This window comes from Clostridium sp. AM54-37XD (genome assembly GCF_003478225.1).
GTDB classification, from domain to species: domain Bacteria; phylum Bacillota; class Clostridia; order Lachnospirales; family Lachnospiraceae; genus Coprococcus; species Coprococcus ammoniilyticus.
Genome location: NZ_QUEV01000006.1, coordinates 128797 through 152068, shown reverse-complemented (window position 1 = coordinate 152068; position 23272 = coordinate 128797). Strand labels below are relative to the sequence as shown.

The following is a 23272-nucleotide window of genomic DNA, read 5'->3' as shown; positions in this document are numbered from 1 at the left end:
ATAGAAGACAATGCAGCATTATTTTAATCAGAAAGATATACAGATCAATACAGAAAAAGGTTCCGTCGTTGCACTTGGCAAGTTTGACGGTTTTCATCAGGGCCACAAGCTGCTGCTTGACGAGGTACTTCGTTTACAGAAGGATGGATATACCGGAGTCGTATTTACCTTTGATATTCGTAAAAATTCGATCTTTGATGTAGATAAGCTTCAAAGCATCATAACCTCGGAAGAAAAATGTATGCTTGCAGAACAGATGGGAATCGATGTACTGGTGGAGTATCCGTTTGATGATGCATTTGCATCGATGGAACCGGAAGCTTTCGTAACGGATATCCTTGTAAAAAGGTTACATGCAGGATGTGTAGTCGTAGGAACCGATTACGGATTCGGAAAAAAGAAACGCGGGAATGTAGAGCTTCTGCGGAAGATGGCCGGCAAATACGGCTATCAGGTGATCGTGATAGAAAAGAAAAAGATCCATGATGTTATTGTAAGTTCCACTTATATCAGAATGTTGATCAGTGAGGGAAAAATGGAAGAAGCAGAAACCTTCCTTGGCAGACCTTATTTTCTGTCCGGTCATGTAGTGCATGGCAGAGAGCTTGGCAGGACAATCCAGGTTCCGACGGCAAATCTGCTTCCAAAGCATGGGAAAATCTATCCGGTGACGGGTGTTTATGCATCAAGGATACATCTGGAGGACGGCAGGGTCTGTTATGGGATCACGAATATCGGAGACAATCCGACGGTGAATACAGATCGCAGGGTAACGATCGAGACGCATATCTTTGATTTTGATGAGGATATCTATGAACAGAAGCTGGTCGTGGAATTGTTATCCTTTATTCGCGGAGAGCAGAAATTTTCAGGTGTTTCAGAATTAAAAGCACAGATGCTTGCAGACATGGAAGTGGCAAAACAGAGGATATTCGGATAAAAATTAATTTGTCAAGATATTTTACTTGACAACGATGCAGGCATGGTATAGAATAACCCATGGTAAAGGGAAAATACTTTACAGGCGGTGATCGTATGGAGAAAATAGTCAGACAGTCTTTATTATATGATTTTTATGGAGAGCTTTTGACAGAGCATCAGAAAGCAATTTATGAAGATGTGGTCAATAATGATATGTCCTATTCCGAGATTGCCAGAATGAATCAGATCAGCAGACAGGGTGTCTATGACATGATCAAGCGCTGCGATAAGATCTTGGAAGAATATGAAGATAAGTTACAGCTTGTTGACAAATTCATGAAAGCGAGAAAGCAGGTCGAGAAGATGAAAGACTGTATTTCGGAGCTGATGGAGGAAAATCGGGATGACAGGCTGAATTCGAAGATAGAAGCAATCGACCGGTTATCGGATCGGATACTGGACGAGTTTTAGTAGATGAGTGTTAGGAACGAAGGGAGATATTCATGGCTTTTGACAGTTTATCTGACAAGCTTCAAAATGTTTTCAAGAAACTGAGAAGCAAGGGTGTTCTTACAGAAGATGATGTAAAAGAGGCAATGAAAGAAGTAAAGCGTGCTTTACTGGAAGCCGATGTAACTTCAAGGTTGTTAAATCATTTATCAAAGCTGTAAGTGACAGAGCTGTTGGTGAAGAAGTCCTTAAGGGTTTGAATCCCGGACACATGGTCATTAAGATTGTAAAAGAAGAGATGGATAAGCTGATGGGTTCTGATGTAACAGAGCTGAAATTACTTCCGTCAAATGAGATTACAGTCATTATGATGTGCGGTCTTCAGGGTGCCGGTAAGACAACAACGGCTGCAAAACTTGCATATCAGTTTAAGAATAAAGGCAAGAAACCATTGTTAGTTGCCTGTGATGTATACAGACCGGCTGCGATCAAGCAGCTGCAGATCAATGGTGAAAAGGTTGGCGTGCCTGTCTTTGCGATGGGAGATAATCATAAGCCGCTTGATATTGCCAAGGCTGCGATCCTGCATGCAGAAAAGAATCATATGAATCTGGTATTTATCGATACTGCCGGACGACTTCATGTAGATGAAGATATGATGGATGAGCTTGCGGAGATCAAGGAAAATATTAATGTTACATATACAGTTCTTACCGTTGATGCGATGACAGGACAGGATGCTGTCAATGTTGCAACGACATTTAACGATAAGATTGGTATAGATGGTGTGATCTTAACGAAATTAGATGGTGACACCAGGGGCGGTGCGGCACTTTCCATTAAGGCTGTTACCGGAAAGCCGATCCTGTATGCAGGAATGGGCGAGAAGCTGACAGATCTGGAACCATTTTATCCGAGCCGTATGGCGAGCCGGATCCTTGGAATGGGTGATGTGGAATCGCTGATCGAGAAAGCACAGAATGCGATCGATGATGAGAAAGCGAAAGAGATGGAACAGAAGTTCCGGAAAGCATCCTTTGATTTCAATGATTTTATGGAACAGATGGATCAGCTTGAGAAGATGGGTGGAATCGGAGACCTGCTCTCCATGATGCCCGGAATGTCCAGTCAGATGAAGAATGTACAGATCGATGAAGATGCAGGCAAGAAGCCGAAGGCGATCATTCAGTCCATGACACCGAATGAGAGATGTCTGAAGGATCCGATCTCACCATCCAGAAAGAAACGTATTGCAGACGGCGCGGGCGTTCAGATCGCGGAAGTTAATCGTTTCTTAAAGCAGTTTGAACAATCCAAGAAAATGATGAAGCAGATGTCCGGTATGATGGGTGGCAAGAAACGCCACGGTGGATTCAAGCTTCCGTTTGGATTTAAATAAATTTTTATATTTTATATTTTATTTCAGGAGGAACAAACAAAATGGCAGTAAAAATCAGATTAAGAAGAATGGGTTATAAGAAGCATCCTTTTTACAGAGTAATCGTTGCAGATTCAAGATCCCCAAGAGATGGTAGATTCATCGAGGAGATTGGAACATATGATCCTAACCAGGAGCCAAGCGTAGTAAAGATCGATGAAGAAGCAGCTAAGAAGTGGCTTCAGACAGGTGCTCAGCCAACTGAGACTGTCTAAGTTATTCAAACAGGCAGGTATTGAAAAATAATATCACCAGGGAGGTGTTTAAATGAAAGATTTAGTTGAAATCATTGCAAAATCCCTAGTAGATCATCCAGAGCAAATATCTGTTACTGAGACAGAGAAAGACGATATAATTAAAGTTGAACTGACTGTTGCACCAGAGGATATGGGCAAGGTTATCGGAAAACAAGGCAGAATTGCCAAATCCATCCGTACAGTTGTAAAAGCAGCTGCTTCAAAGGGTGACAAAAAGGTAATTGTAGATATTAAGTAGTACAAAGATCTTTTTGGGGGAGTTATCATAACTCCCCCATTTTTAGTTATAGTGGAGGAAAGATATAATTTTGGAAGACAGACTGAGAGTGGGTGTGATCACAGCACCGCATGGTATCAAGGGAGAGGTAAAAGTATATCCGACAACGGATGACCTGAATCGATTTAAAAGCCTGAAAAAGTGTTTTCTGGTATCAGGCAGCAAAGAGATTGAACTGAATGTACATCCTGTAAATTTTTAAAAAACATGGTAGTTTTGAAGCTTGCAGGGTATGATAGTATAAATGATGTAGAAGCTTTAAGACAATATGATATTCTTGTAAACAGAGAGGATGCCGTAGCCTTAGAGGATGGTGAGTTCTTTATCTGTGATGTGATCGGATCAAAGGTATACGATCAGAATGACACAGAGATCGGTGTGATCGATGATGTACTGGAGACACCGGCGAATCATATCTTTGTTATAAAGAAAAAAGGGCAGGACGATATCTATGTTCCGGTTGTAAAGGAATGGGTAACAGATATTGATACGGTAAATAAAACGGTAAAGGTACATCTTCTGAAAATCGCAGAAGATTAGAACGAATGGAGAGAATGATGAATTTTTATGTTCTTACATTATTCCCCGATATGATCATGGACGGGCTTAGAACCAGTATTACCGGCCGGGCGATGGAGCAGGGCTGATCCATATTGAAGCAGTGAATATCAGGGATTTTACAAAGGATAAGCATAAGCATGTAGACGATTATCCGTATGGCGGCGGAGCCGGAATGGTGATGCAGGCGGAGCCGGTTTATAATGCCTATCAGTATTTGTGTGAAAAGACAGGAAAGAAATTAAAGGTTGTATATATGACACCGCAGGGACGGACATTTACACAGAAGGTGGCAGAAGAATTTGCCGTTGAAGATGATCTGGTGCTTTTATGCGGACATTATGAGGGTATCGATGAACGTGTGCTGGAGCTGATCGTAACGGATTATGTATCGATCGGTGATTTTGTCTTAACCGGCGGTGAGCTTCCGGCAATGGCAATCATTGATACTGTATCCAGACTGGTTCCTGGGGTATTGAACAATGATGACAGTGCGGAGATCGAATCCTTTCATGACGATCTGTTAGAATATCCACAATATACAAGACCGGTAGAATTCATGGGGAAGAAGGTTCCGGATGTGCTGCTTTCCGGTCATCATAAGAATATAGAGGCATGGAGACTGGAACAGTCGATCAGCCGGACAAAAGAACGGCGACCGGATCTGTATGCGAAATATGAAGCAAATCACCCGGTTGTGGAGAAGAAAAAGAGAAAAAGGTAAATTTCCCGATTGAAATTCACATTTATGACATAGATGTTTGTTAGAATACAGCAAGAAATGGAAATAACAGGAGGTCGCATATGGATAGTATAAAGATATTGGTAGTTGACGATGAGAGCAGAATGCGTAAGTTGGTCAAGGATTTCCTGAGTAAGAAAGGATATATCGTTCTGGAAGCAGGAGACGGTGAAGAAGCGGTTGATATCTTTATGAATAATAAAGACATCGGACTGATCATTTTAGATGTTATGATGCCGAAGATGGATGGCTGGGAGACCTGTAAGGAGATACGGAAGTTCTCACAGGTTCCGATCATCATGCTGACTGCAAAGTCAGATGAAAGAGATGAACTTCTGGGATTTGAACTTGGTATTGATGAATATATCACGAAGCCGTTCAGTCCGAAGATCCTGGTTGCCAGAGTAGAAGCAATCTTAAGAAGAACCAGTGATGTACCGGCTGACAGTGTGATCTCAGCAGGCGGTATCACGATGGATCTTGCAGCCCATATCGTAACGATCGATGGAGAACCGATCGAGCTCAGTTATAAAGAATTTGAGCTGTTGAATTATTTTATGGTGAATAAAGGAGTTGCATTATCCAGAGAGAAGATACTGAATAATGTATGGAATTATGATTATTTTGGAGATGCCAGAACGATTGATACCCATGTAAAGAAGCTCAGAAGCAAGTTGAAGGATAAAGGTGACTATATCAAGACGATCTGGGGCATGGGATATAAGTTCGAGGTGGATGATGAGAAAAAGGTCGATAAGGAGTAAGATAACACTTTGTCTGATGGCGATCATTACTGTAATGATCCTGCTGTCAGGCATTTTGTCCGTTATCTTCATAAAAAAATATTACTACAATGAACTGAAAAATAATCTGATCCAGACCTATCAGGAATGCGATGCTTTTTTCAAAGATTCATCAAATAAGAACAGAGATGGCAGCTATGACCTTGACAGCATGGAGAGCCTGCTCGAGAATAAATCCGATGCGATGATCTATATTGTGGATGATGTTCATATGAAGATTTATACAACGGTAAATGAGGATACGGCTGTATTTAACAATCTGAAAAGTATCGGTGAGTTCCTGATGTTCTCAGACAGTATAGATGCGAATAATTCCCAGATCGAACGGGAAGAGGTCGAGAAGCATAAGGATTATAAGATACAGATTACAAAGGATAAGGATACAGCTCAGAGTTATTTTGATCTGCTCGGATTTCTGGATAATGGATTTGTTATTATCGTGCGTACCACAATTGCCAGAGTGGATTCCACGATCCAGACAACGATCAAATATTTTATGGCTGTACTGATTACAACAGCAATCATCAGTTGTATTCTGATGTATTTTGTCAGTGAGATATTTGCCGGACCGATCAAACGGCTTACCAGGGTTGCAAAACGAATGGCAACTCTTGATTTTGATGCAAGGATTGAGCATCCGTCCAATGATGAGATCGGTGAGCTGTCCTGTTATATGAATGATCTGTCGTATAAGCTGAATGAGACGCTGACGGAGCTTAAGGAGACAAACCAGAAGCTTCAGGTGGAGATTGATGAGAAGATCAAGATTGACGAGATGCGTAAGGAATTCCTGTCACATGTATCACATGAATTAAAGACACCGATCGCACTGGTACAGGGTTATGCAGAAGGCTTGCGGGATAATATCAATGATGATGAAGAAAGCAAGAATTTTTACTGCGATGTCATTGTTGATGAAGCAAACAAGATGAATAAGCTGGTAAAGCAGTTACTTGATCTGAATGAGATAGAATTCGGGCAGAACCGAGTGAATAAGGAAATGTTCAATATCGTTGATCTGATCCATAATTCCATCGATTCGTCTGCAATCCTTGCAGAGCAGAGTCAGGTTACGATCGTTTATGATGATGTAGATCCGATCAATGTCTATGCGGACGAATTCATGATCGAAGAAGTCTTCCGTAATTATCTGACAAATGCGATCCATTACTGCTATAAAGAGAAAGAAGTCCGTGTCTGGACAGAAAAATATATGTATGAAAAACCGGGAGCCACATATGAAGAAGGATCGATCCTTGGAAATCTCCGTGTTTATGTATATGACCAGGGACCAAATGTACCGGAGGGCGAACTAGAGAAGCTGTTCATCAAGTTCTACAAGGTAGATAAGGCAAGAACCAGAGAATATGGCGGAAGCGGCATCGGTCTGTCCATTGTCGCGGCTACCATGCAGGCACATAAGAAGTGTTATGGTGTGTATAATGTAAAAGATGGAGTTGTATTCTATTTTGATCTGGATATTATCGGGGAGACAGACGATATCGAAGAAAAAATCGGTATTGAAAAGAAAGAAACAGAATAATTTCTTTGCAAAAAAATGGAATACAGAATATACTAATCAATGATTATGTGGATAGAGAGGAAATGTTATGTCGTATAGTGCAAAAAATATAGAGGTGCTGAAGGGACTAGAGCCTGTAAGACTCAGACCGGGTATGTATATCGGTAACACTGGAAGAAGCGGTCTGAACCATCTGATTCAGGAGCTGATCGATAACTCCGTGGACGAGCACCTTGCAGGTTATTGTAAAAATATATATGTCAGTATCAATGAAGACGGTTCAGCGACCGTGTCAGATGATGGACGGGGTGTTCCTGTTGATATACATGAGACAGAGGGAATACCTGCGGAACGTGTCGTATATACCGTACTGCATGCCGGTGGTAAGTTCAACAGCTCCACATATAAGATCAGTGGTGGTCTTCATGGTGTAGGTTCTGCTGTTGTAAATGCATTATCAAAGAAGCTGCTGGTTGAGGTCGCAAGAGACGGATATCTCTACACGGACAGCTATGAGTATGGCGTTCCGGTAACGGAGCTGACTCCGGAAGGGAATCTGCCGCGTACCCGGTTAAAAGAGAAACGAACCGGAACAAAGGTAACCCTATATCCGGATGATACGATCTTTGAAACAGTAAAATTTAAAGCCGATGCGATCATGCAGAGAATCAAGGAAACGGCATATCTGAATCCGGAGCTTACGATCACATTTCATAATAAGAGAGACGGCAAGGAACCGGTCGTATTCCATCAGCCGGGCGGTCTGTCCGCATTTGTAGAGGATATATCGGAAGGACTTACACATACTTCACCGATCATTGCAATCAGTGGAGAGAAAGAGAATATAACTGCTGATATCGTATTTGTCATGACAGAGGACGGGGAAGAAAACATCATCGGTTTTACAAATAATATCACGAATCCGGAAGGCGGAACGCATGTAACAGGCTTTAAGTCAGGATTTGCAAAGCTGATTAACTCATATGCAAGAAATGAGCTTGGATTATTGAAGGAAAAGGATGCGAACTTAAGTGGCGCAGACATCCGTTCCGGTATGCAGGCGATCATCTCTGTAAAGCATCCAGATCCACAGTTTGAGGGCCAGACGAAGACAAAGTTGTCAAATACCGATGTAACAAAGGCTGTCGATGATATCGTAAAAGAACAGCTGACCGTATATTTTGATCGTAATTATGATGTGCTTAAGGATATCTGTGATCGGGCAGTCAGCCTGTCGAAGAAAAAAGCACTGGAAAAATCCAAGATCAATCTGAATAAATTCTCCTTTGAAGGAAATGGAAAGCTTGCCAAGCAGGAATCTAATGATTCGTCCAAATGCGAGATTTTCATAGTCGAGGGTGATTCTGCCGGCGGCTCTGCTAAAACAGCCAGAAACCGTAAATATCAGGCGATCCTGCCACTTCGTGGTAAGATCTTAAACGTAGAGAAGAAAACAGTAGCCAAGGTTCTTGAGAATGCTGAGATCAAAGCACTTATTAATGCATTTGGATGTGGCTTTATGCAGGGCTATGGCAACGATTTTGATATTAATAAATTAAACTATGACAAGATCATCATTATGACCGATGCCGATGTCGATGGTGCGCATATCGCTACATTGCTTTTGACATTTTTCTATCGGTTTTATCCGGATCTGATCAATGAGGGTCATATCTATATCGCGATCCCGCCGCTTTACAGAGTGGGTGAGGGCAAGCATATGCAGTATCTGTATTCAGATGAAGAACTGAACCGTTATCGAAAGAAGCATACCGGTAAATTCACGATTCAGCGTTACAAAGGTCTTGGAGAAATGGATGCAGACCAGCTCTATGAGACAACGATGAATCCGGAGAGCCGTGTGTTAAAGCAGGTATCGATCAACAGTATCGTGGAAGCGAATAAGCTGACACAGACGTTGATGGGAACAGAAGTAGCACCGAGACGAGAATATATTGAGACACACAGTACAGATGCAGTGCTTGATATCTAAGAGGAAAGAGGAAATCTATGTCTGAAAAAATCTTAAATGTTGATTATGAAAGTGAAATGGGACAATCCTATGTAGATTATTCCATGAGCGTTATAACAGAACGTGCGCTCCCTGATGTCAGGGACGGTTTAAAGCCGGTACAGCGTCGTATCCTGTATTCATTAAATGGTCTGGCAGGTTCAGATAAGCCACATCGTAAATGTGCGAGAATTGTCGGTGATACGATGGGTAAATATCACCCGCATGGAGACAGTTCAATCTATGAAGGTCTTGTAAATATGGCGCAGAACTGGAAGCTTCCGATCCCGCTTGTAGATCCGCATGGTAACTTTGGTTCGGTAGATGGCTCCGGTGCAGCGGCAATGCGATATACCGAGGCAAGAATATCCAAATATACCGAGGATGTCTGCATGAAGGATCTGTCTTTCTTTAAGGATCAGTTTATTCCAAACTTCGACGGAACAGAGACAGAGCCTACATTTCTTCCGTTTCAGGTTCCGAATATCTTAGTCAGTGGTTCGACAGGAATTGCAGTTGGTATGGCAACCAATATTCCGACACACAATCTTGGAGAAGTGATCGATGCAACCGTGATGTATCTGAATGATCCGGAAGTACCGCTTGAGGATCTGTTGGAGGTCATGAAAGGACCGGATTTCGCAACCGGCGGCATCATCAATGCATCCAAGGAAGATCTGATGCAGGTCTATGAAACAGGACTTGGCAGGATCAAGGTCAGAGGTAAGGTGGAGATCCGTGATATCGGTCATGGAAGAAAAAGTATCTGTGTAACCGAGATCCCGTTTACGATGATCGGTGGAACAGCGAAGTTCTTGGATACGGTTGCAGAGCTTACCAGAAACCGTGAATTACCGGCCGTTGTAGATATCGCTGACCGTGGAGATAAGAACGGAGAATGTTTGTGTATCGATGTAAAGAAGGGTACAACAGATGAAGAGATCCGGAATATCATTAATATTTTATATAAAAAGGCAGGACTTGAGGATACCTTTGGTGTAAATATCAACTGTATTTATGACGGCAAGCCGGAGGTCATGGGACTGAAGCGAATCCTGTCAATCTATACAGATTTCAAATACGGACTATATAATACCAAATACACGAAGTTGTTAGAAAATCAGATGGAAGTACGGGAGATCAAGACCGGTCTTCTTACAGCGGTTGACTGTATCGACCTGATCATAGAGATTCTGCGTGGAAGTAAGAAGGTAGCGGATGCAAAGGCATGTCTGATGCATGGAGATACCTCCAATATTACATTCCGGTTCAAAGGTTCAGAGGCAGATGCAAAGTTCTTATGTTTTACCGAGAAACAGGCAGATGCGATCCTTGCCATGCGTTTACAGAAGCTCATCGGTCTGGAAGTAAATGCCCTTAAGAAAGAACTGGAAGATGCAGAGAAGCTGATCAAGAAGTATTCAAAGCTGCTTGAAAGCAAGAGCAATATGAAGAAGCAGATGATCGCAGATATGTTAGAGATCAAGGAGAAATATGCGATCCCAAGAAAGACTGTGATCGCAGACTGTGGCGAAGTTGTCGTTAAGAAAGCACAGGCAGTCGAGACAGAGGTTGCTGTACTTCTCGATCGTTTCTACTATATCAAGGTCGTTGATGCCAATCTTTATGATAAAAACAAAGCGCAGATCGACAAAGACTACCGTTTCTCATTCAAATGTAAGAACACAGGACGTGTCGGTGTATTTGCAGATAATAATCAGATGTATATGATCAAGGTTGCTGATATCATCAAGCTTCAGGCAAAGAAGAATACCGGTAAAAAGGGAAATGGTTCCGGTCTGATCGGCAGATTGTCGGATAAGGGTATTCAGATCTTTGAATTCTGCAATATGAATGGAAATGAAAACATATTATATATGTGCTGCATCGAGCAGATCATAGATAAGAACCTGTTATTTGTGACTAAGCATGGTCAGGCAAAGCTGGTTCCGGGAAATAACTACGATGTACTTCGTAAGATGATCGCAGCATCCAAGCAGGAAGAAGACATTATCTTTATACATGATGCGGAGATGGAAGATTTCATTGTTGTAAAGAGTATGCTTGGCTACTATGCAAGAATCCAGATCAGCGAGATTCCGGTCAAAGGAAAAGGTGCAGGCTGCATCCGCCTGGTGAACATCACCGACGATGACGAGATCGAAGAAGTAGCAGTCGGCAGCACAAAGGACAGCTTCTTTGTAGACAATACAGAGATCCTGTTTACACGAATCAAAGCATGTAAACGTGGCAGTAAAGGAACAAAGCTGCGGTTGTAGGGAAGAAAACATAGAGAAAGGTTAAAACGGAAAAACAAATGATAGCGATTATTGATTACGATGCAGGTAACATCAAAAGCGTCGAAAAAGCCGTAGAATTTCTTGGCGAAGAAGCCATAATTACAAGAGACAGGGATGTCATTATGGACAGCTCTGGAGTTATTCTTCCGGGTGTTGGAAGTTTTGGCGATGCAATGGGAAAAATCAATGAATATGGATTGAAAAATGTTATTTATGATGTCGTTGATTCGGGAAAACCATTTCTGGGTATCTGTCTTGGACTTCAGTTATTATTTAAGACAAGCGAGGAGACACCGGGAGTAACAGGATTGGGAATCGTAGATGGACAGATCCTTCGGATTCCGGATGCGCCGGGACTTAAGATTCCACAGATCGGATGGAACTCACTTGATATCAATCCGAAAGCAAGGTTATTTAAAGGACTTCCGGAACATCCATATGTATATTTCGTTCATTCGTATTATCTGAAGGCAGATCATGAGGAAGATGTAGCTGCATCCACATTTTACTCAACGAATATCCATGCTTCGATCGAACATGGCAATGTATTTGCCTGCCAGTTCCATCCGGAGAAAAGTTCAACCGTTGGACTTCAGATCCTGAAGAATTTTATAGAATTGGAGGCGTGATCATATGCATACAAAGAGAATTATTCCATGTCTGGATGTCAAAAACGGACGTGTTGTTAAGGGTATAAATTTTGTAAATCTGATCGATGCAGGCGATCCGGTTCAGGTAGCTTCTGCTTACGATAAAGCAGGCGCTGATGAGCTGGTATTCTTAGATATCACAGCATCCTCCGATCAGAGAAATATCGTAGTAGATATGGTCAGACGTGTGGCAGAGACGATATTTATTCCGTTTACTGTAGGCGGAGGAATCCGAACAGTAGATGATTTTAAGGCAATTCTTCGTGAAGGTGCAGATAAGGTATCTGTAAATTCAGCCGCAATCGATAATCCGAATCTGATTGCAGAAGCAGCCGACAAATTCGGCAGCCAGTGCGTTGTACTTGCCATTGATGCCAAGAGACGTCCGGATGGTGGGTGGAATATCTTCAAACATGGCGGTAGAATTGACTGCGGTATCGATGCAGTAGAATGGGCAATGAAAGCAGTTGAACTCGGTGCAGGGGAAATCCTTCTTACCAGTATGGATTGTGATGGTACGAAAGCCGGCTACGATATCGACCTTACCAGAACGATTGCAGAGAATGTAAATGTACCGGTTATTGCTTCTGGCGGTGCAGGCACCAAAGAACATTTCTATGATGCATTGACAGAAGGAAAAGCAGAAGCTGCACTCGCGGCATCATTATTCCATTACAAAGAGCTTGAAATATCAGATTTGAAGAAGTATTTAAATGAACGTGGCATCCCTATGCGGATGATGTAAGATATTATCTTACTATAAGAACAAAATACATGCAGAAAAAAGGGTAAATAAAAACAGCTACAAATATCTCTATGAAGCAGACCTTTTTTCACGTCGGTCCTTAATGAACCGCGAGAGCGGTGAATTTAGTACCGTTACGTGAAAAACAGAACGCAAGTGATCTGCGGAATAGAAGATATATGTAGCTGTTTTTTATATTGTAAGCTATAACTGCATGTATTTTGTTACCGGAGCTTCTTGTTGGCCGCTGCCAGCATCAGCTTAATACGGTTGATCTGGTTAACCTCGGATGCTCCTGGATCGTAGTCGACTGCCACAATGTTAGCATCCGGATAAGCCTCACGAAGATGCTTGATAACACCCTTGCCGACAATGTGGTTTGGCAGACAGGCAAATGGCTGTGCACAGACAATATTTGCGGCACCGCTGTTGATCAGCTCGATCATTTCACCTGTTAAGAACCAGCCTTCACCGGTTTGGTTACCGATGGATACAAAAGGTCTGGCATATTCTGCAAGATGCGTGATCGGTGTAGGTGGATCAAAACGTTTGCTTGCCTTTAAAGCATCAGTTGCAGGCTTTCTCATATGCTCAAGGAGCGAGATGGCTGCATTTCCGATGATTGCGCCTTTGTGTGTCTTGCCCAGATATTCATATTTATAATTACTGTTGTAGAAGCAGTACATGAAGAAATCAAGCAGATCAGGCATAACAGCTTCAGCACCTTCCGATTCCAGCAGATCAACCAGGTGGTTGTTGGCAGATGGAAGGAACTTTACAAGGATCTCTCCAACGATACCAACTCTTGGCTTCTTGATGTCAAGAAGTGGGAGAGTATCGAAGTCATGTACGATTCCATTGATATTCTTTTTAAATCTTGCTGTGCTTCCTGTTTCTTCCAGTGTCTTCTTACAGATCTTTTCCCATTTCTCATGGATCGCATTTGCAGATCCCGGTTCTTTCTCGTATGGTCTTGTATGGTAAAGACAACGCATGAAGACATCACCATAGACAAGTGCCTGAATTGCCCGTTTTGCAAGCTTTAAGGTGATAGGGAAACCGGAGTTCTTCTCAAATCCCTGAGCCGATAATGCAATTACAGGGATCTGGCCGTAACCTGCTTTTGCAAGCGCACGTCTGATAAATCCGACATAGTTGGTTGCACGGCAGCCACCACCGGTCTGGCTCATGATAACTGCAAGTTTATTTACATCATATTTACCGGATGTGATGGCACTCATCAACTGACCAACGACGATCAGAGATGGATAACAGGCATCGTTATTTACATATTTTAATCCGACATCGATCGTTTCCTTGGTTGCATCCGGAAGGATCTCGATATTAAGTCCCATAACCTTGAATGCAGATTCCAACAGATTGAAATGGATCGGTGACATCTGTGGAGCGAGAACGGTGTAGTCCTTCATCATATCCTTGGTAAATTCGATTCGGTTGATCGCACTGCTTGACGGGCAGGTCTTGTAGTTCTGTTCCTTTCTGGAATTAACGGCGCTGATCAGTGAACGGATACGGATTCTGGCAGCACCAAGGTTACTTACTTCATCGATCTTCAAAACGGTATAGATCTTTCCTGATTTTGTCAGGATATCATTTACACAGTCGGTTGTTACGGCATCCAGACCACAGCCGAAGGAGTTCAACTGGATCAGTTCCAGATTGTCACAGGTCTTAACATAGTTTGCTGCTTTATATAATCTGGAGTGGTACATCCACTGGTCAGATACGATAAGCGGACGATCTACCTGTCCCAGATGAGCAACGGAATCCTCTGTCAGAACAGCGATCTTATATGAGTTGATCAGTTCCGGAAGACCGTGGTTGATCTCAGGGTCGATATGGTATGGACGACCGGCAAGGACGATTCCAAGGATGTCGTGTTCATCGATATATCGAAGAGTTTCTTCGCCTTTTTCACGGATATCGGTCTTTACTTTTTCTGCTTCTTCATATGCAGCACGGACAGCAGATGCGATCTCATCGGTTGTAACATCGTAGTATTTTTTCATTTCACGATACATACGATCGACAAGAGCCTGTTCATTATCCAGTGCGACGAACGGACGGATAAAGGTGATCTTGTCATCCTTTAATTCTTCCATGTTGTTTTTGATATTTTCGGCATAGGATGTAACAATCGGGCAGTTGTAGTGGTTATTTGCTTCCGGTGTTTCGTTCATTTCATATGGAACACAAGGATAGAAAATGGATGTGATACCATTCTTTAACAGCCACATAACATGTCCGTGTGAGATCTTAGCCGGATAACATTCGGATTCACTTGGAATCGATTCAATACCAAGACTGTAGATATCTCTGGATGACTTTGGAGAAAGTACTACCGAGAATCCGAGCTTTGTCAGGAAAGTGAACCAGAATGGATAATTTTCATACATATTCAGGACACGAGGGATACCGATCACACCACGTTTTGCCATATCAGGTGTAAGCGGGGTATAGTCGAAGATCCTGTTTAATTTATATTCGAACAGATTCGGGATGTTATCAGCATTCTTCTTAAGACCGACACCCTTTTCACAACGATTTCCGGTAATGAAGTTCTTACCGTTTGAGAAATGGTTGATCGTCAGCAGACAGTTGTTGGTACAGCCCTTACATCTGGTCATATTTGTGGTATAAGTCAGCTTGCTGATCTCATCGATCGACAGCATAGAAGTCTTAAAGCCCTCTTTATATTTATTCATGGCAATAAGGGCAGCACCGAAAGCACCCATGATACCGGAGATATCCGGTCGGATAGCGGTTCTGCCGGAGATCACCTCGAAGCTCTTTAAGACAGCATCGTTGTAGAAGGTACCACCCTGTACGACGATGTTCTTACCGAGATCCTTTGGATCCGTCAGCTTGATAACCTTTAAAAGTGCATTCTTAATAACGGAATATGCCAGACCGGCTGAGATATCAGCTACGGATGCACCTTCCTTCTGTGCCTGTTTTACTTTTGAATTCATGAATACCGTACATCTGGAACCTAAGTCGATAGGAGTCTTGGCAGTTGTAGCAATCTTTGCGAAATCAGCAATATCATAATTTAAGGATTTTGCAAATGTTTCAATGAAAGAACCACAGCCGGAGGAACATGCTTCATTTAACATGACATTATCTACGACTTTGTTCTTGATCTTGATACATTTCATATCCTGACCGCCGATATCGAGGATACAGTCAACTTCAGGATCAAAGAATGCTGCTGCCGTATAGTGGGCGATCGTTTCTACTTCGCCAAAATCAAGAGATAGTGCCTGCTTGATCAGGGCTTCACCGTAACCGGTAGAGCATGAACCGGCGATGACAGCACCCTCCGGCAGCTTGGAATAGATATCCTTGATCGCTTTGATCGTTGTATTTAACGGACTTCCGTTGTTGCTGCTGTAGAAGTCGTATAATAATTCACCATTTGAACCGACAAGAGCTACCTTGGTGGTTGTAGAACCGGCATCAACACCGATGAAGCAGTTTCCTTTATATGTAGCAAGGTCACCGCGTTTTACTTTATATTTATTGTGCTCCTCCTTGAATGCTTCATAGGCTGCTTCGTCTTCGAATAATGGAGGGAGACGGAGTACATTTTCAGCCATATGTAACTCGCCGTCTAAGGAATGGCTGAGTTCGCCGAGCGTTCTGGATACCTCCGGCTTGGAATTCAGGGCAGCACCTGTTGCAGCAAAAAGATGAGAATGACCCGGATCGATGATCGCATCCCCGGTCAGATTCAGAGTACGGATAAATGCATTTTTCAGTTCCGGGAGGAAATGAAGCGGGCCGCCTAAGAACGCAACATTTCCTTTGATCGGCTTACCACATGCAAGACCGGAAATTGTCTGGTTGACAACAGCCTGAAAGATAGACGCAGCCAGATTCGGCTTGGTTGCACCTTCATTGATCAGAGGCTGGATATCTGTCTTGGCAAATACACCACAGCGGGCAGCGATCGGATAGATCGTATCATAGTCCTTTGCATATTCGTTCAGACCACTGGCATCTGTCTGAAGAAGAGTAGCCATCTGGTCGATGAAGGAACCTGTACCACCGGCACAGACACCATTCATACGCTGTTCGATTCCATTTGTGAAATATATGATCTTAGCATCTTCGCCACCAAGCTCGATCGCAACATCCGTCTGTGGAGCATAGTCTTGTAATGCTTCTGAAACACAGACTACCTCCTGGGTAAAAGGTACACCGATAACCTCTGCCAGCGCAAGACCGCCGGAGCCGGTGATCGCCGGAGTAACTTCTACATCACCAAGCCTGGCTTTTGCATCATTTATAAGAGCCTGTAATGTCTCCTTTATGTTTGCGTAGTGTCTTCTGTAATCAGAAAATAAAATCTTGTGTGAATCATCAAGAACAACAACTTTTACGGTTGTTGAGCCGATGTCAATTCCTAACTTGTACATAAAAACCATCCTAATCTTTTTGCAAAATTTTCTCTTTATTGAACCGAATCTATTATAGTGGAACGTTTTACAAAAAACAATGATTTTTTCCCTTTTCTGACGAACTTAATATTTATTTTAGGATTGATTTTCCTTGATTTTTTGATATTTAATTTTTATTTTAGAAAAGGGCAGAGAAAGATTTATATTTTAATAAGAAGAAAAGGGAACATTTTTCAGATTTCGAATATAATAATAAAAAAGCCGGATGGTATGAAATGGAAAATTATGATCATTGCAATGGAGTAATTCATGTAGTAGAAAAAGGGGATACATTATATAAGCTTTCAAAACACTACAAATGTAATCTCTGTGACATCATAACTGCAAACCCGTATGTAAATGTCTATAATATGCAGGAAGGGGAAGAAATCTGTATTCCGATAGAACAGGAAGGCTCCGGAGATGGAAAGATGCATTATACAGTAAAAAAAGGAGATACCTTTGAATCTGCATTCATGTATTTTGGTGTTGGACCACAGGAATTATTTGAGAACAATAAGAGCTTATATCAGGTTGTTTTGCCGGAAGGATTAGAACTGGTTGTGGATTAAGAAATATAAAAGTTAGAAATTCTTCATGATTGTGCTGTTGTAAAGTTTTTCGTTCTATTATATAATTTGATAATGTCGGGATACTATCAGCCATATTCTCATTGGATGGGAATATGGCAGTTCCCTGATTTGTGGATATAACAGATGTTGGAAAATCTGTTATATACCGAAAACAAATAGTATGAATGAAATTAAAAGGAGATCCATTCATGAAGATGATAAACAAGCTTGAAAGGAAGTTCGGTCGGTATGCGATCAAGAATCTGTCCCTGTATCTGATCCTTGGATATGTCATTGGCTATCTGCTTCTGATGTTTGCACCACAGGTTTTATCAAAACTGATTCTTGTTCCTGCATTTGTTATGCAGGGTGAAGTCTGGAGATTAATTACATGGGTAATCACTCCTCCGGAATTAAGTGTCAGTATCTTTACTATCATTATGTTGTTCTTTTATTACAGTATCGGTAATCTGTTAGAACGTTCAATCGGTACGTTTTTGTACAACCTGTATATATTTGGTGGTATGTTTCTAACAATGGCAGGAACGATGATCGCATATATACTTTGTCAGTATGTATTTCATATTCCGATGTCATGGGATTCTCATATCTATATCGTATCCAGTTATTATATCTGTCTGTCTTTATTTTTGGCAGTTGCAGCTTGTTATCCGGATATGCAGGTACTGTATGCAATGATCATTCCGGTTAAGATGAAATGGTTATCTGTTTTGTATCTGGTGTTTATAGGATATTATTTTATGAACGCAAACCTGATGGGACGTGTAAATATCGTAATGTCGCTTTTAAACTTTGTAATTTTCTATTTCAGCACAAAAGATTTCAGACGGCTTTCTCCAAAGCAGATCAAGAGAAGGAGAAATTATGCGAAGCAGGTGCGTGTCAACAATTCAGAGAATGTGACACATAAATGTTATGTATGCGGCATCACAGATAAGGAAGCACCGGACATGCAGTTCCGTTATTGTTCCAGATGTACAGGCAACAAGGAATATTGCCAGGATCACTTGTTCACGCATGAGCATAAATAAGAGATGGATTTAATTAAGGATGAGAGGATAATAGATAGTTATGTATAATGAAGATAAAAAACTGATCACAGAGATAACCCGTAAGAACAATATGGATGAGAATCTTGCAAAATTTGCAGATGCAGTCATGACGGCTGATTTCGAATATGCCTGTCAGAAATTTGCATTAAACTATGTCGTGATCCGTGAACTGATGGCAGACAAAGATTTTGCAGAGGATCCATATATTTATGAATGTGTTATGGGAATCAATAAGCTGGTCGGAACATATCTGGTAGGAGATGCGGATCAATTGGATGACAAGGATCTGGCGCTTATCTCCGAAATGAGAAATAAGATCACGGAGAAGATGAAGGTACTTACTGCATATACTGATGCGTTTGAGTTGTACGAATATATCCTGAACCGAAAAGAATATGGATTCGAGGAAAATGTGGACGAAGAACTTGAGAAGATGTTTGAGGAATTTGATGCAGAGCAGTTCAGCGCGGAGGTCTTTAACTTCATCTTTGCAGATAAGGATAAGGTAGCGGTAAATGCGAAGATCCAGCAGATCGTAGGTCAGCTTCCGCTTCGTATGACAAAGGCAAGATTTTACGATATTATCGGACAGACTTTATCAATTTATAATGGTTGTGAGATCAGTTCATTGGATGATTTTATAGAGACAGTAGAAGAAACTGCCTTATTACAGCTTCCGGAGAAATTCGAGACAGAATATTCTTCTCTGCATGAAGCGTACGAGATTATTAAAGAGGGAGATTATGCACATCTTGATTTTGACGGATACAGGAATCTGTCAACGGTTCTGGATAAAAGTGCAGGCTTTATCAATGATGTTGTATCTGATTATATGATGCTGATCGAGCTGGTAAATGATCTGTACAGCATGATGCTTGCGGCTGAATGCAAGTCAGGAGTATCGGAATCCTGTATGCGGGCATTATCTATTATCAGACGTATCTATGAATCCATGGAAAATGAAGATGAATTTCCAACGGATGCATATGATATGCTGGTTGCAAATGAAGGCGCACAGGAGGAAGCGGGAGAACACCGGATGGTGCTTGAAGCTCCGATCTATGATATCATATCTTCCAATCAGCCGGATATTATCCGCCTTGGTCTGGAGGATGCTTATCATCGTATTGATACACTGGAAAAACTGTTATCCGGCAGTATGTTTGTAGATATCGATCATGTGAAGATTGAGACAGGCGCACTTGCGGATTCTGAATATATTATTTCAAAAAAGGATAAACTCATAGAAGAATTCGGAGAGGTATTTACCGGAAACTCACAGGTAGTTAATCGTGCGGTCATGGCGAAGATACTTTCTACAATTCCTGTGTTCTTTAATACACAGCAGGAGATCAAAGATTATATTGATAATGCACTGGTGCGCTGTTCAAATCGCAGCGAGGTTCTTGCATGTTATGTGATCATTCAGGGAATTATGGAAGATTAGAGAGAGGTCTGACAGAGCAGGGGAGTGAAAAAATGACAATAGTAAAGCGGCTTTATACCGGAGTTATGCCGGATAAGACGGCATCCCGACTGATAAAAAGAATAAAAAAGCGGAAGCCCTGTGCGGATGTTTATGTCATAACACTTCCATTGTTTGAGGACGGGCTGTTAGAGGTTTATGAGGCAAATGAATTCCTGCAGACGTACTATAAGAAACGAACGGATGATATCGTTATCGTTGGAATGTCGATGACAAAGGCCGGAGCGTTTTTTCTTATACGGGATATTATCCGGGATGTATATGGTACGACCGGAAAGTTTGATTGTAAGGACTATTTTCTATATGACATGACAGTGTGCTGATATAAGGGGAGCATATGTTACATATTTTCTTATTGATATTAAAGATTCTGTTGATTACAGTATTGATCCTGATAGGGCTTGTACTTGTACTGTTGCTTTTATTATTATTCGTTCCTGTCCGGTATCGGTTTTATGCAGAAAAACATGACAATTTTATATGCAAATTAAAAGCCTCATGGTTGGGTTTTGTATTCTGCTTCAAAGCAAATTATGATGAAAACGGCTTTGTATATTGGCTGCGGTCATTCGGCGGAACGCTGGTATCCAATGAAGATGGATTTTCGGAAGAAAGCCAGGAAGAAACAGATACGGAGACAGAAGCCGCAGAAAGTGAAAAAGAAATTCGTATGCGGGAAAAAGCTGAAGTCAGAGAAGCAAAAAAACTGAAAAAACAGGAAAAGGCAGAGACTCGAAAAGCAAAGAAACAGGAAAAACGCGAACAGGCAGAAGCCGAAAAAGCGAAAAAAACGGAAAAGCAGGAAGCAGAAGATGCTGAATCCGATCAGCCGGATGGTTTGTCAGATCAGATGATGCAGGATGCAGCTCCCGACAGAGAAGATAGAGATGCTAACCGGGAATTTGCAGAAGATCATTCGGAATTTCAAAAAAGTCCGGAGACGATATTTACCCATATCGGTAAGAAGTTCGACCGATTTGTTATTGCGGTAAAGGATAAGATCGAAGCAGTTGTAAGAAAACTGCGCCATATGAAAGATAAGGCGGAGCAGTATAAGAAATTCGTCCGGGCGGGTACAACGAAGCAGGCATTTCAGGTGTTAAAGCGAAACGTGATCCTGTTATTAAAGCATCTGAATCCGACAAAGATCAAAGGGCAGGTAACATATGGTTCAGGAGATCCGGCATCTACCGGAAAACAGCTTGGATATCTGAGTTTGATTTTACCGTTATATTATAATAAAATAGATATAACTCCGGATTTTTCCAAGAAGATATTGGAAGGGGATATTTTCATAAAAGGAAGAATCAGGGTTTATAATATATTATATTATTGCTGCAAGGTATACTTTAATAAATACGTGAAAAGATCTATGGCATATTTAAAAAAGATTTCGGGAGGAAATAAGTAATGGCAAATACAAATATTGACGGAACGATCAGCACTTTGTTTCATGGAATGGATGGATTTGTTTCATCCAAATCTGTAGTGGGAGATCCTATCAAGGTAGGAGATACGATCATTATTCCACTCCTTGATGTGAATTTTGGTATGGCGGCCGGTGCGTTCAATAAACAGACCGGCAATAATGCGGCCGGTGGTATCGGAGCAAAGCTCAGTCCGGCTGCGGTTCTGGTTATCTCAAACGGTAAGACAAGACTTGTTAATATTAAGAATCAGGATGCCATCAGCAAGATCATTGATATGGCACCTGAGATCGTTGACCGGATCACCGGCTTCTTTAAGAAGGAAAAGACAGAGGAAGAAGAGCAGATCGAACAGGCGGTAGAAGAAGCATCGAAACCGGCAGAGGAATAAAACAGACATAAAAGAAAAAGGCTTTGCATATCTTATAGTGGTATGTGAAGTCTTTTTTTGGGCGGTGATGTTGTTTGAAGCGTGTAGTTGGATTTGCTCTCTTTTTCGTTGCGATCGGAATGATATTCAGCTATCTGGTAGAAGGATTTCTGGAATTTTTGATTATTGTAATCTTTTTTTTAATGGCATATATATTATTTTGCAGATGCTAAAAGCCAATGACCTGACCGGGTTACGGCAGGAGAGATTTTGAGAATTTATGATAGAAGCGTGGCCGGCAGTCTGAAAAAAGAAAACAAAAAAGACTGCCATTGTTTTATGGCAGTCTTTTTTAGAAAGAATACGAGGTGAACTATGCACGCTCAACCTTTCCAGATTTTAAACATGAAGTACAAACATAAATCTTCTTTGGAGAACCATCTACGATAGCCTTAACAGACTTAACATTTGATTTCCACATCTTATTTGCTCTTCTATGTGAATGGCTCACTTTGATACCGAAATGAGCACCTTTATTACAAACTGAACATTTTGCCATGATAGCACCTCCTTATTTTTATTAAACTTATCCTCTCATAAGTTCACAACAAATGTTACTATATCAGATAATTTTGTTATATGCAAGCATATTTTTAATTTTTTTAAAAAGAATAGACAATAAACGGTTGTCTTGAAATTTGCATATTCTCTGTTATAATAGAACTATATGTTTATAATTATGGTGAGACAGGTTTGCCTATTTTAAAATATACTTTTCAGAATGACAAGGAGATGGGATTCCTGCACATCATATAACAGGACAAAAGCATGGGAGGTTTTCTATGAACGAATATATAAATAATGATAATGGAACCGTCAGTCTGGATGAGAATGTGGTTGCACAGGTAGCAGGTATGACAGCACTCGATTGCTTTGGCATTGTTGGTATGGGTATTGTCAGTGTAAAAGACGGAATCGTAAAACAGTTAAAAGGAAACAATATCACGCAGGGAATTCATGTTATGTTTGATGAGAATGGAGATATTGTGGTAGAGCTTCATATTGTTGTGGCATATGGTGTCAGCATCAAGGCTGTAACAGATAATCTGATGCAGTCTGTAAAATATAAAGTAGAAGATTTTACATCTCTTAAGGTCAGTCAGGTAAATGTATTTGTTGAAGATGTAAAGATTCTGGATTAGACGGA

The 23272-nt window shown here is 41.4% G+C and carries 20 protein-coding genes and 3 pseudogenes; 21 read left to right on the top strand and 2 right to left on the bottom strand.

What is annotated here, in order from left to right; genetic code table 11:
* Positions 1-10: 10 nt before the first annotated feature.
* From DXA07_RS07455 to hisF, 14 genes and pseudogenes are all read left to right on the top strand, one after another.
* Positions 11-940: a bifunctional riboflavin kinase/FAD synthetase gene (locus DXA07_RS07455; RefSeq protein ID WP_118484083.1), complete on the top strand. Its 930-nt coding sequence runs from the start codon at positions 11-13 to the stop codon at positions 938-940.
* 95 nt (positions 941-1035) lie between these two features.
* A complete protein-coding gene (gene ylxM / locus DXA07_RS07450; RefSeq protein WP_021943974.1) occupies positions 1036-1392 on the top strand; it encodes a YlxM family DNA-binding protein in 357 nt (118 codons plus the stop codon).
* Between the two features lie 32 nt (positions 1393-1424).
* A pseudogene (gene ffh, locus DXA07_RS07445) lies at positions 1425-2770 on the top strand (signal recognition particle protein).
* 41 nt (positions 2771-2811) lie between these two features.
* Positions 2812-3055 (top strand): annotated as a pseudogene (rpsP, locus tag DXA07_RS07440) (30S ribosomal protein S16).
* Positions 3056-3076: 21 nt separating this feature from the next.
* Positions 3077-3304, top strand: a complete 228-nt coding sequence (locus DXA07_RS07435; RefSeq protein ID WP_008401006.1) for a KH domain-containing protein — start codon at positions 3077-3079, stop codon at positions 3302-3304.
* 70 nt (positions 3305-3374) lie between these two features.
* Entirely contained in the window at positions 3375-3545 is a 171-nt protein-coding gene (locus tag DXA07_RS13475) for a hypothetical protein (RefSeq protein WP_284467260.1), read from the top strand.
* 14 nt (positions 3546-3559) lie between these two features.
* Positions 3560-3883 (top strand): ribosome maturation factor RimM, encoded by a 324-nt coding sequence (gene rimM / locus DXA07_RS07430; RefSeq protein ID WP_284467259.1) that lies wholly within the window; start codon positions 3560-3562, stop codon positions 3881-3883.
* 17 nt (positions 3884-3900) lie between these two features.
* Positions 3901-4625: pseudogene (trmD, locus tag DXA07_RS07425) on the top strand (tRNA (guanosine(37)-N1)-methyltransferase TrmD).
* Between the two features lie 80 nt (positions 4626-4705).
* Positions 4706-5407 (top strand): response regulator transcription factor, encoded by a 702-nt coding sequence (locus DXA07_RS07420; RefSeq protein ID WP_117807500.1) that lies wholly within the window; start codon positions 4706-4708, stop codon positions 5405-5407.
* Positions 5379-6989, top strand: coding sequence for a HAMP domain-containing sensor histidine kinase (locus tag DXA07_RS07415; RefSeq protein ID WP_243015427.1), 1611 nt, complete (start codon positions 5379-5381; stop codon positions 6987-6989). Before DXA07_RS07420 ends, DXA07_RS07415 begins: the two co-directional genes overlap by 29 nt.
* A 67-nt stretch (positions 6990-7056) precedes the next feature.
* Complete coding sequence (locus DXA07_RS07410; RefSeq protein ID WP_008401000.1) at positions 7057-8961, top strand: DNA gyrase subunit B; 1905 nt, start codon at positions 7057-7059, stop codon at positions 8959-8961.
* Between the two features lie 17 nt (positions 8962-8978).
* Positions 8979-11258: a DNA topoisomerase (ATP-hydrolyzing) subunit A gene (locus tag DXA07_RS07405; protein ID WP_117807502.1), complete on the top strand. Its 2280-nt coding sequence runs from the start codon at positions 8979-8981 to the stop codon at positions 11256-11258.
* 38 nt (positions 11259-11296) lie between these two features.
* A complete protein-coding gene (gene hisH, locus DXA07_RS07400) occupies positions 11297-11908 on the top strand; it encodes an imidazole glycerol phosphate synthase subunit HisH (RefSeq protein WP_118484080.1) in 612 nt (203 codons plus the stop codon).
* Between the two features lie 4 nt (positions 11909-11912).
* Positions 11913-12674, top strand: a complete 762-nt coding sequence (gene hisF, locus DXA07_RS07395; RefSeq protein WP_118484078.1) for an imidazole glycerol phosphate synthase subunit HisF — start codon at positions 11913-11915, stop codon at positions 12672-12674.
* Positions 12675-12898: 224 nt separating this feature from the next.
* Here the strand turns inward: hisF and DXA07_RS07390 are convergent, their stop codons facing one another.
* Positions 12899-17125 (bottom strand): acyl-CoA dehydratase activase-related protein, encoded by a 4227-nt coding sequence (locus DXA07_RS07390; protein WP_348980787.1) that lies wholly within the window; start codon positions 17123-17125, stop codon positions 12899-12901.
* Positions 17126-17373: 248 nt separating this feature from the next.
* On the opposite strand from DXA07_RS07390, the gene DXA07_RS07385 reads away from it, so the two are divergent.
* From DXA07_RS07385 to DXA07_RS07360, 6 genes are all read left to right on the top strand, one after another.
* On the top strand, positions 17374-17709 hold the full coding sequence (locus DXA07_RS07385; protein ID WP_118484074.1) for a LysM domain-containing protein: 336 nt from the start codon (positions 17374-17376) through the stop codon (positions 17707-17709).
* A 209-nt stretch (positions 17710-17918) separates the two neighbouring features.
* Positions 17919-18761 (top strand): hypothetical protein, encoded by an 843-nt coding sequence (locus tag DXA07_RS07380; protein ID WP_243013819.1) that lies wholly within the window; start codon positions 17919-17921, stop codon positions 18759-18761.
* A gap of 40 nt (positions 18762-18801) precedes the next feature.
* Complete coding sequence (locus tag DXA07_RS07375; protein WP_118484071.1) at positions 18802-20229, top strand: hypothetical protein; 1428 nt, start codon at positions 18802-18804, stop codon at positions 20227-20229.
* A 32-nt stretch (positions 20230-20261) separates the two neighbouring features.
* Positions 20262-20591, top strand: coding sequence for a hypothetical protein (locus tag DXA07_RS07370; protein WP_147352415.1), 330 nt, complete (start codon positions 20262-20264; stop codon positions 20589-20591).
* Between the two features lie 14 nt (positions 20592-20605).
* Complete coding sequence (locus DXA07_RS07365) at positions 20606-21679, top strand: DUF2953 domain-containing protein (protein ID WP_242996012.1); 1074 nt, start codon at positions 20606-20608, stop codon at positions 21677-21679.
* A complete protein-coding gene (locus DXA07_RS07360; RefSeq protein ID WP_117784793.1) occupies positions 21679-22086 on the top strand; it encodes a spore germination protein GerW family protein in 408 nt (135 codons plus the stop codon). The genes DXA07_RS07365 and DXA07_RS07360 overlap by 1 nt, the downstream gene beginning before the upstream one ends.
* A 352-nt stretch (positions 22087-22438) precedes the next feature.
* Here the strand turns inward: DXA07_RS07360 and rpmB are convergent, their stop codons facing one another.
* A complete protein-coding gene (rpmB, locus tag DXA07_RS07355; RefSeq protein WP_008400961.1) occupies positions 22439-22624 on the bottom strand; it encodes a 50S ribosomal protein L28 in 186 nt (61 codons plus the stop codon).
* Positions 22625-22907: 283 nt separating this feature from the next.
* Here rpmB and DXA07_RS07350 point away from each other — a divergent pair, with 283 nt between their 5' ends.
* The gene (locus DXA07_RS07350; protein ID WP_118484067.1) at positions 22908-23267 is read left to right on the top strand and encodes an Asp23/Gls24 family envelope stress response protein; all 360 of its coding nucleotides are present in this window, start codon (positions 22908-22910) and stop codon (positions 23265-23267) included.
* Positions 23268-23272: the final 5 nt, after the last annotated feature.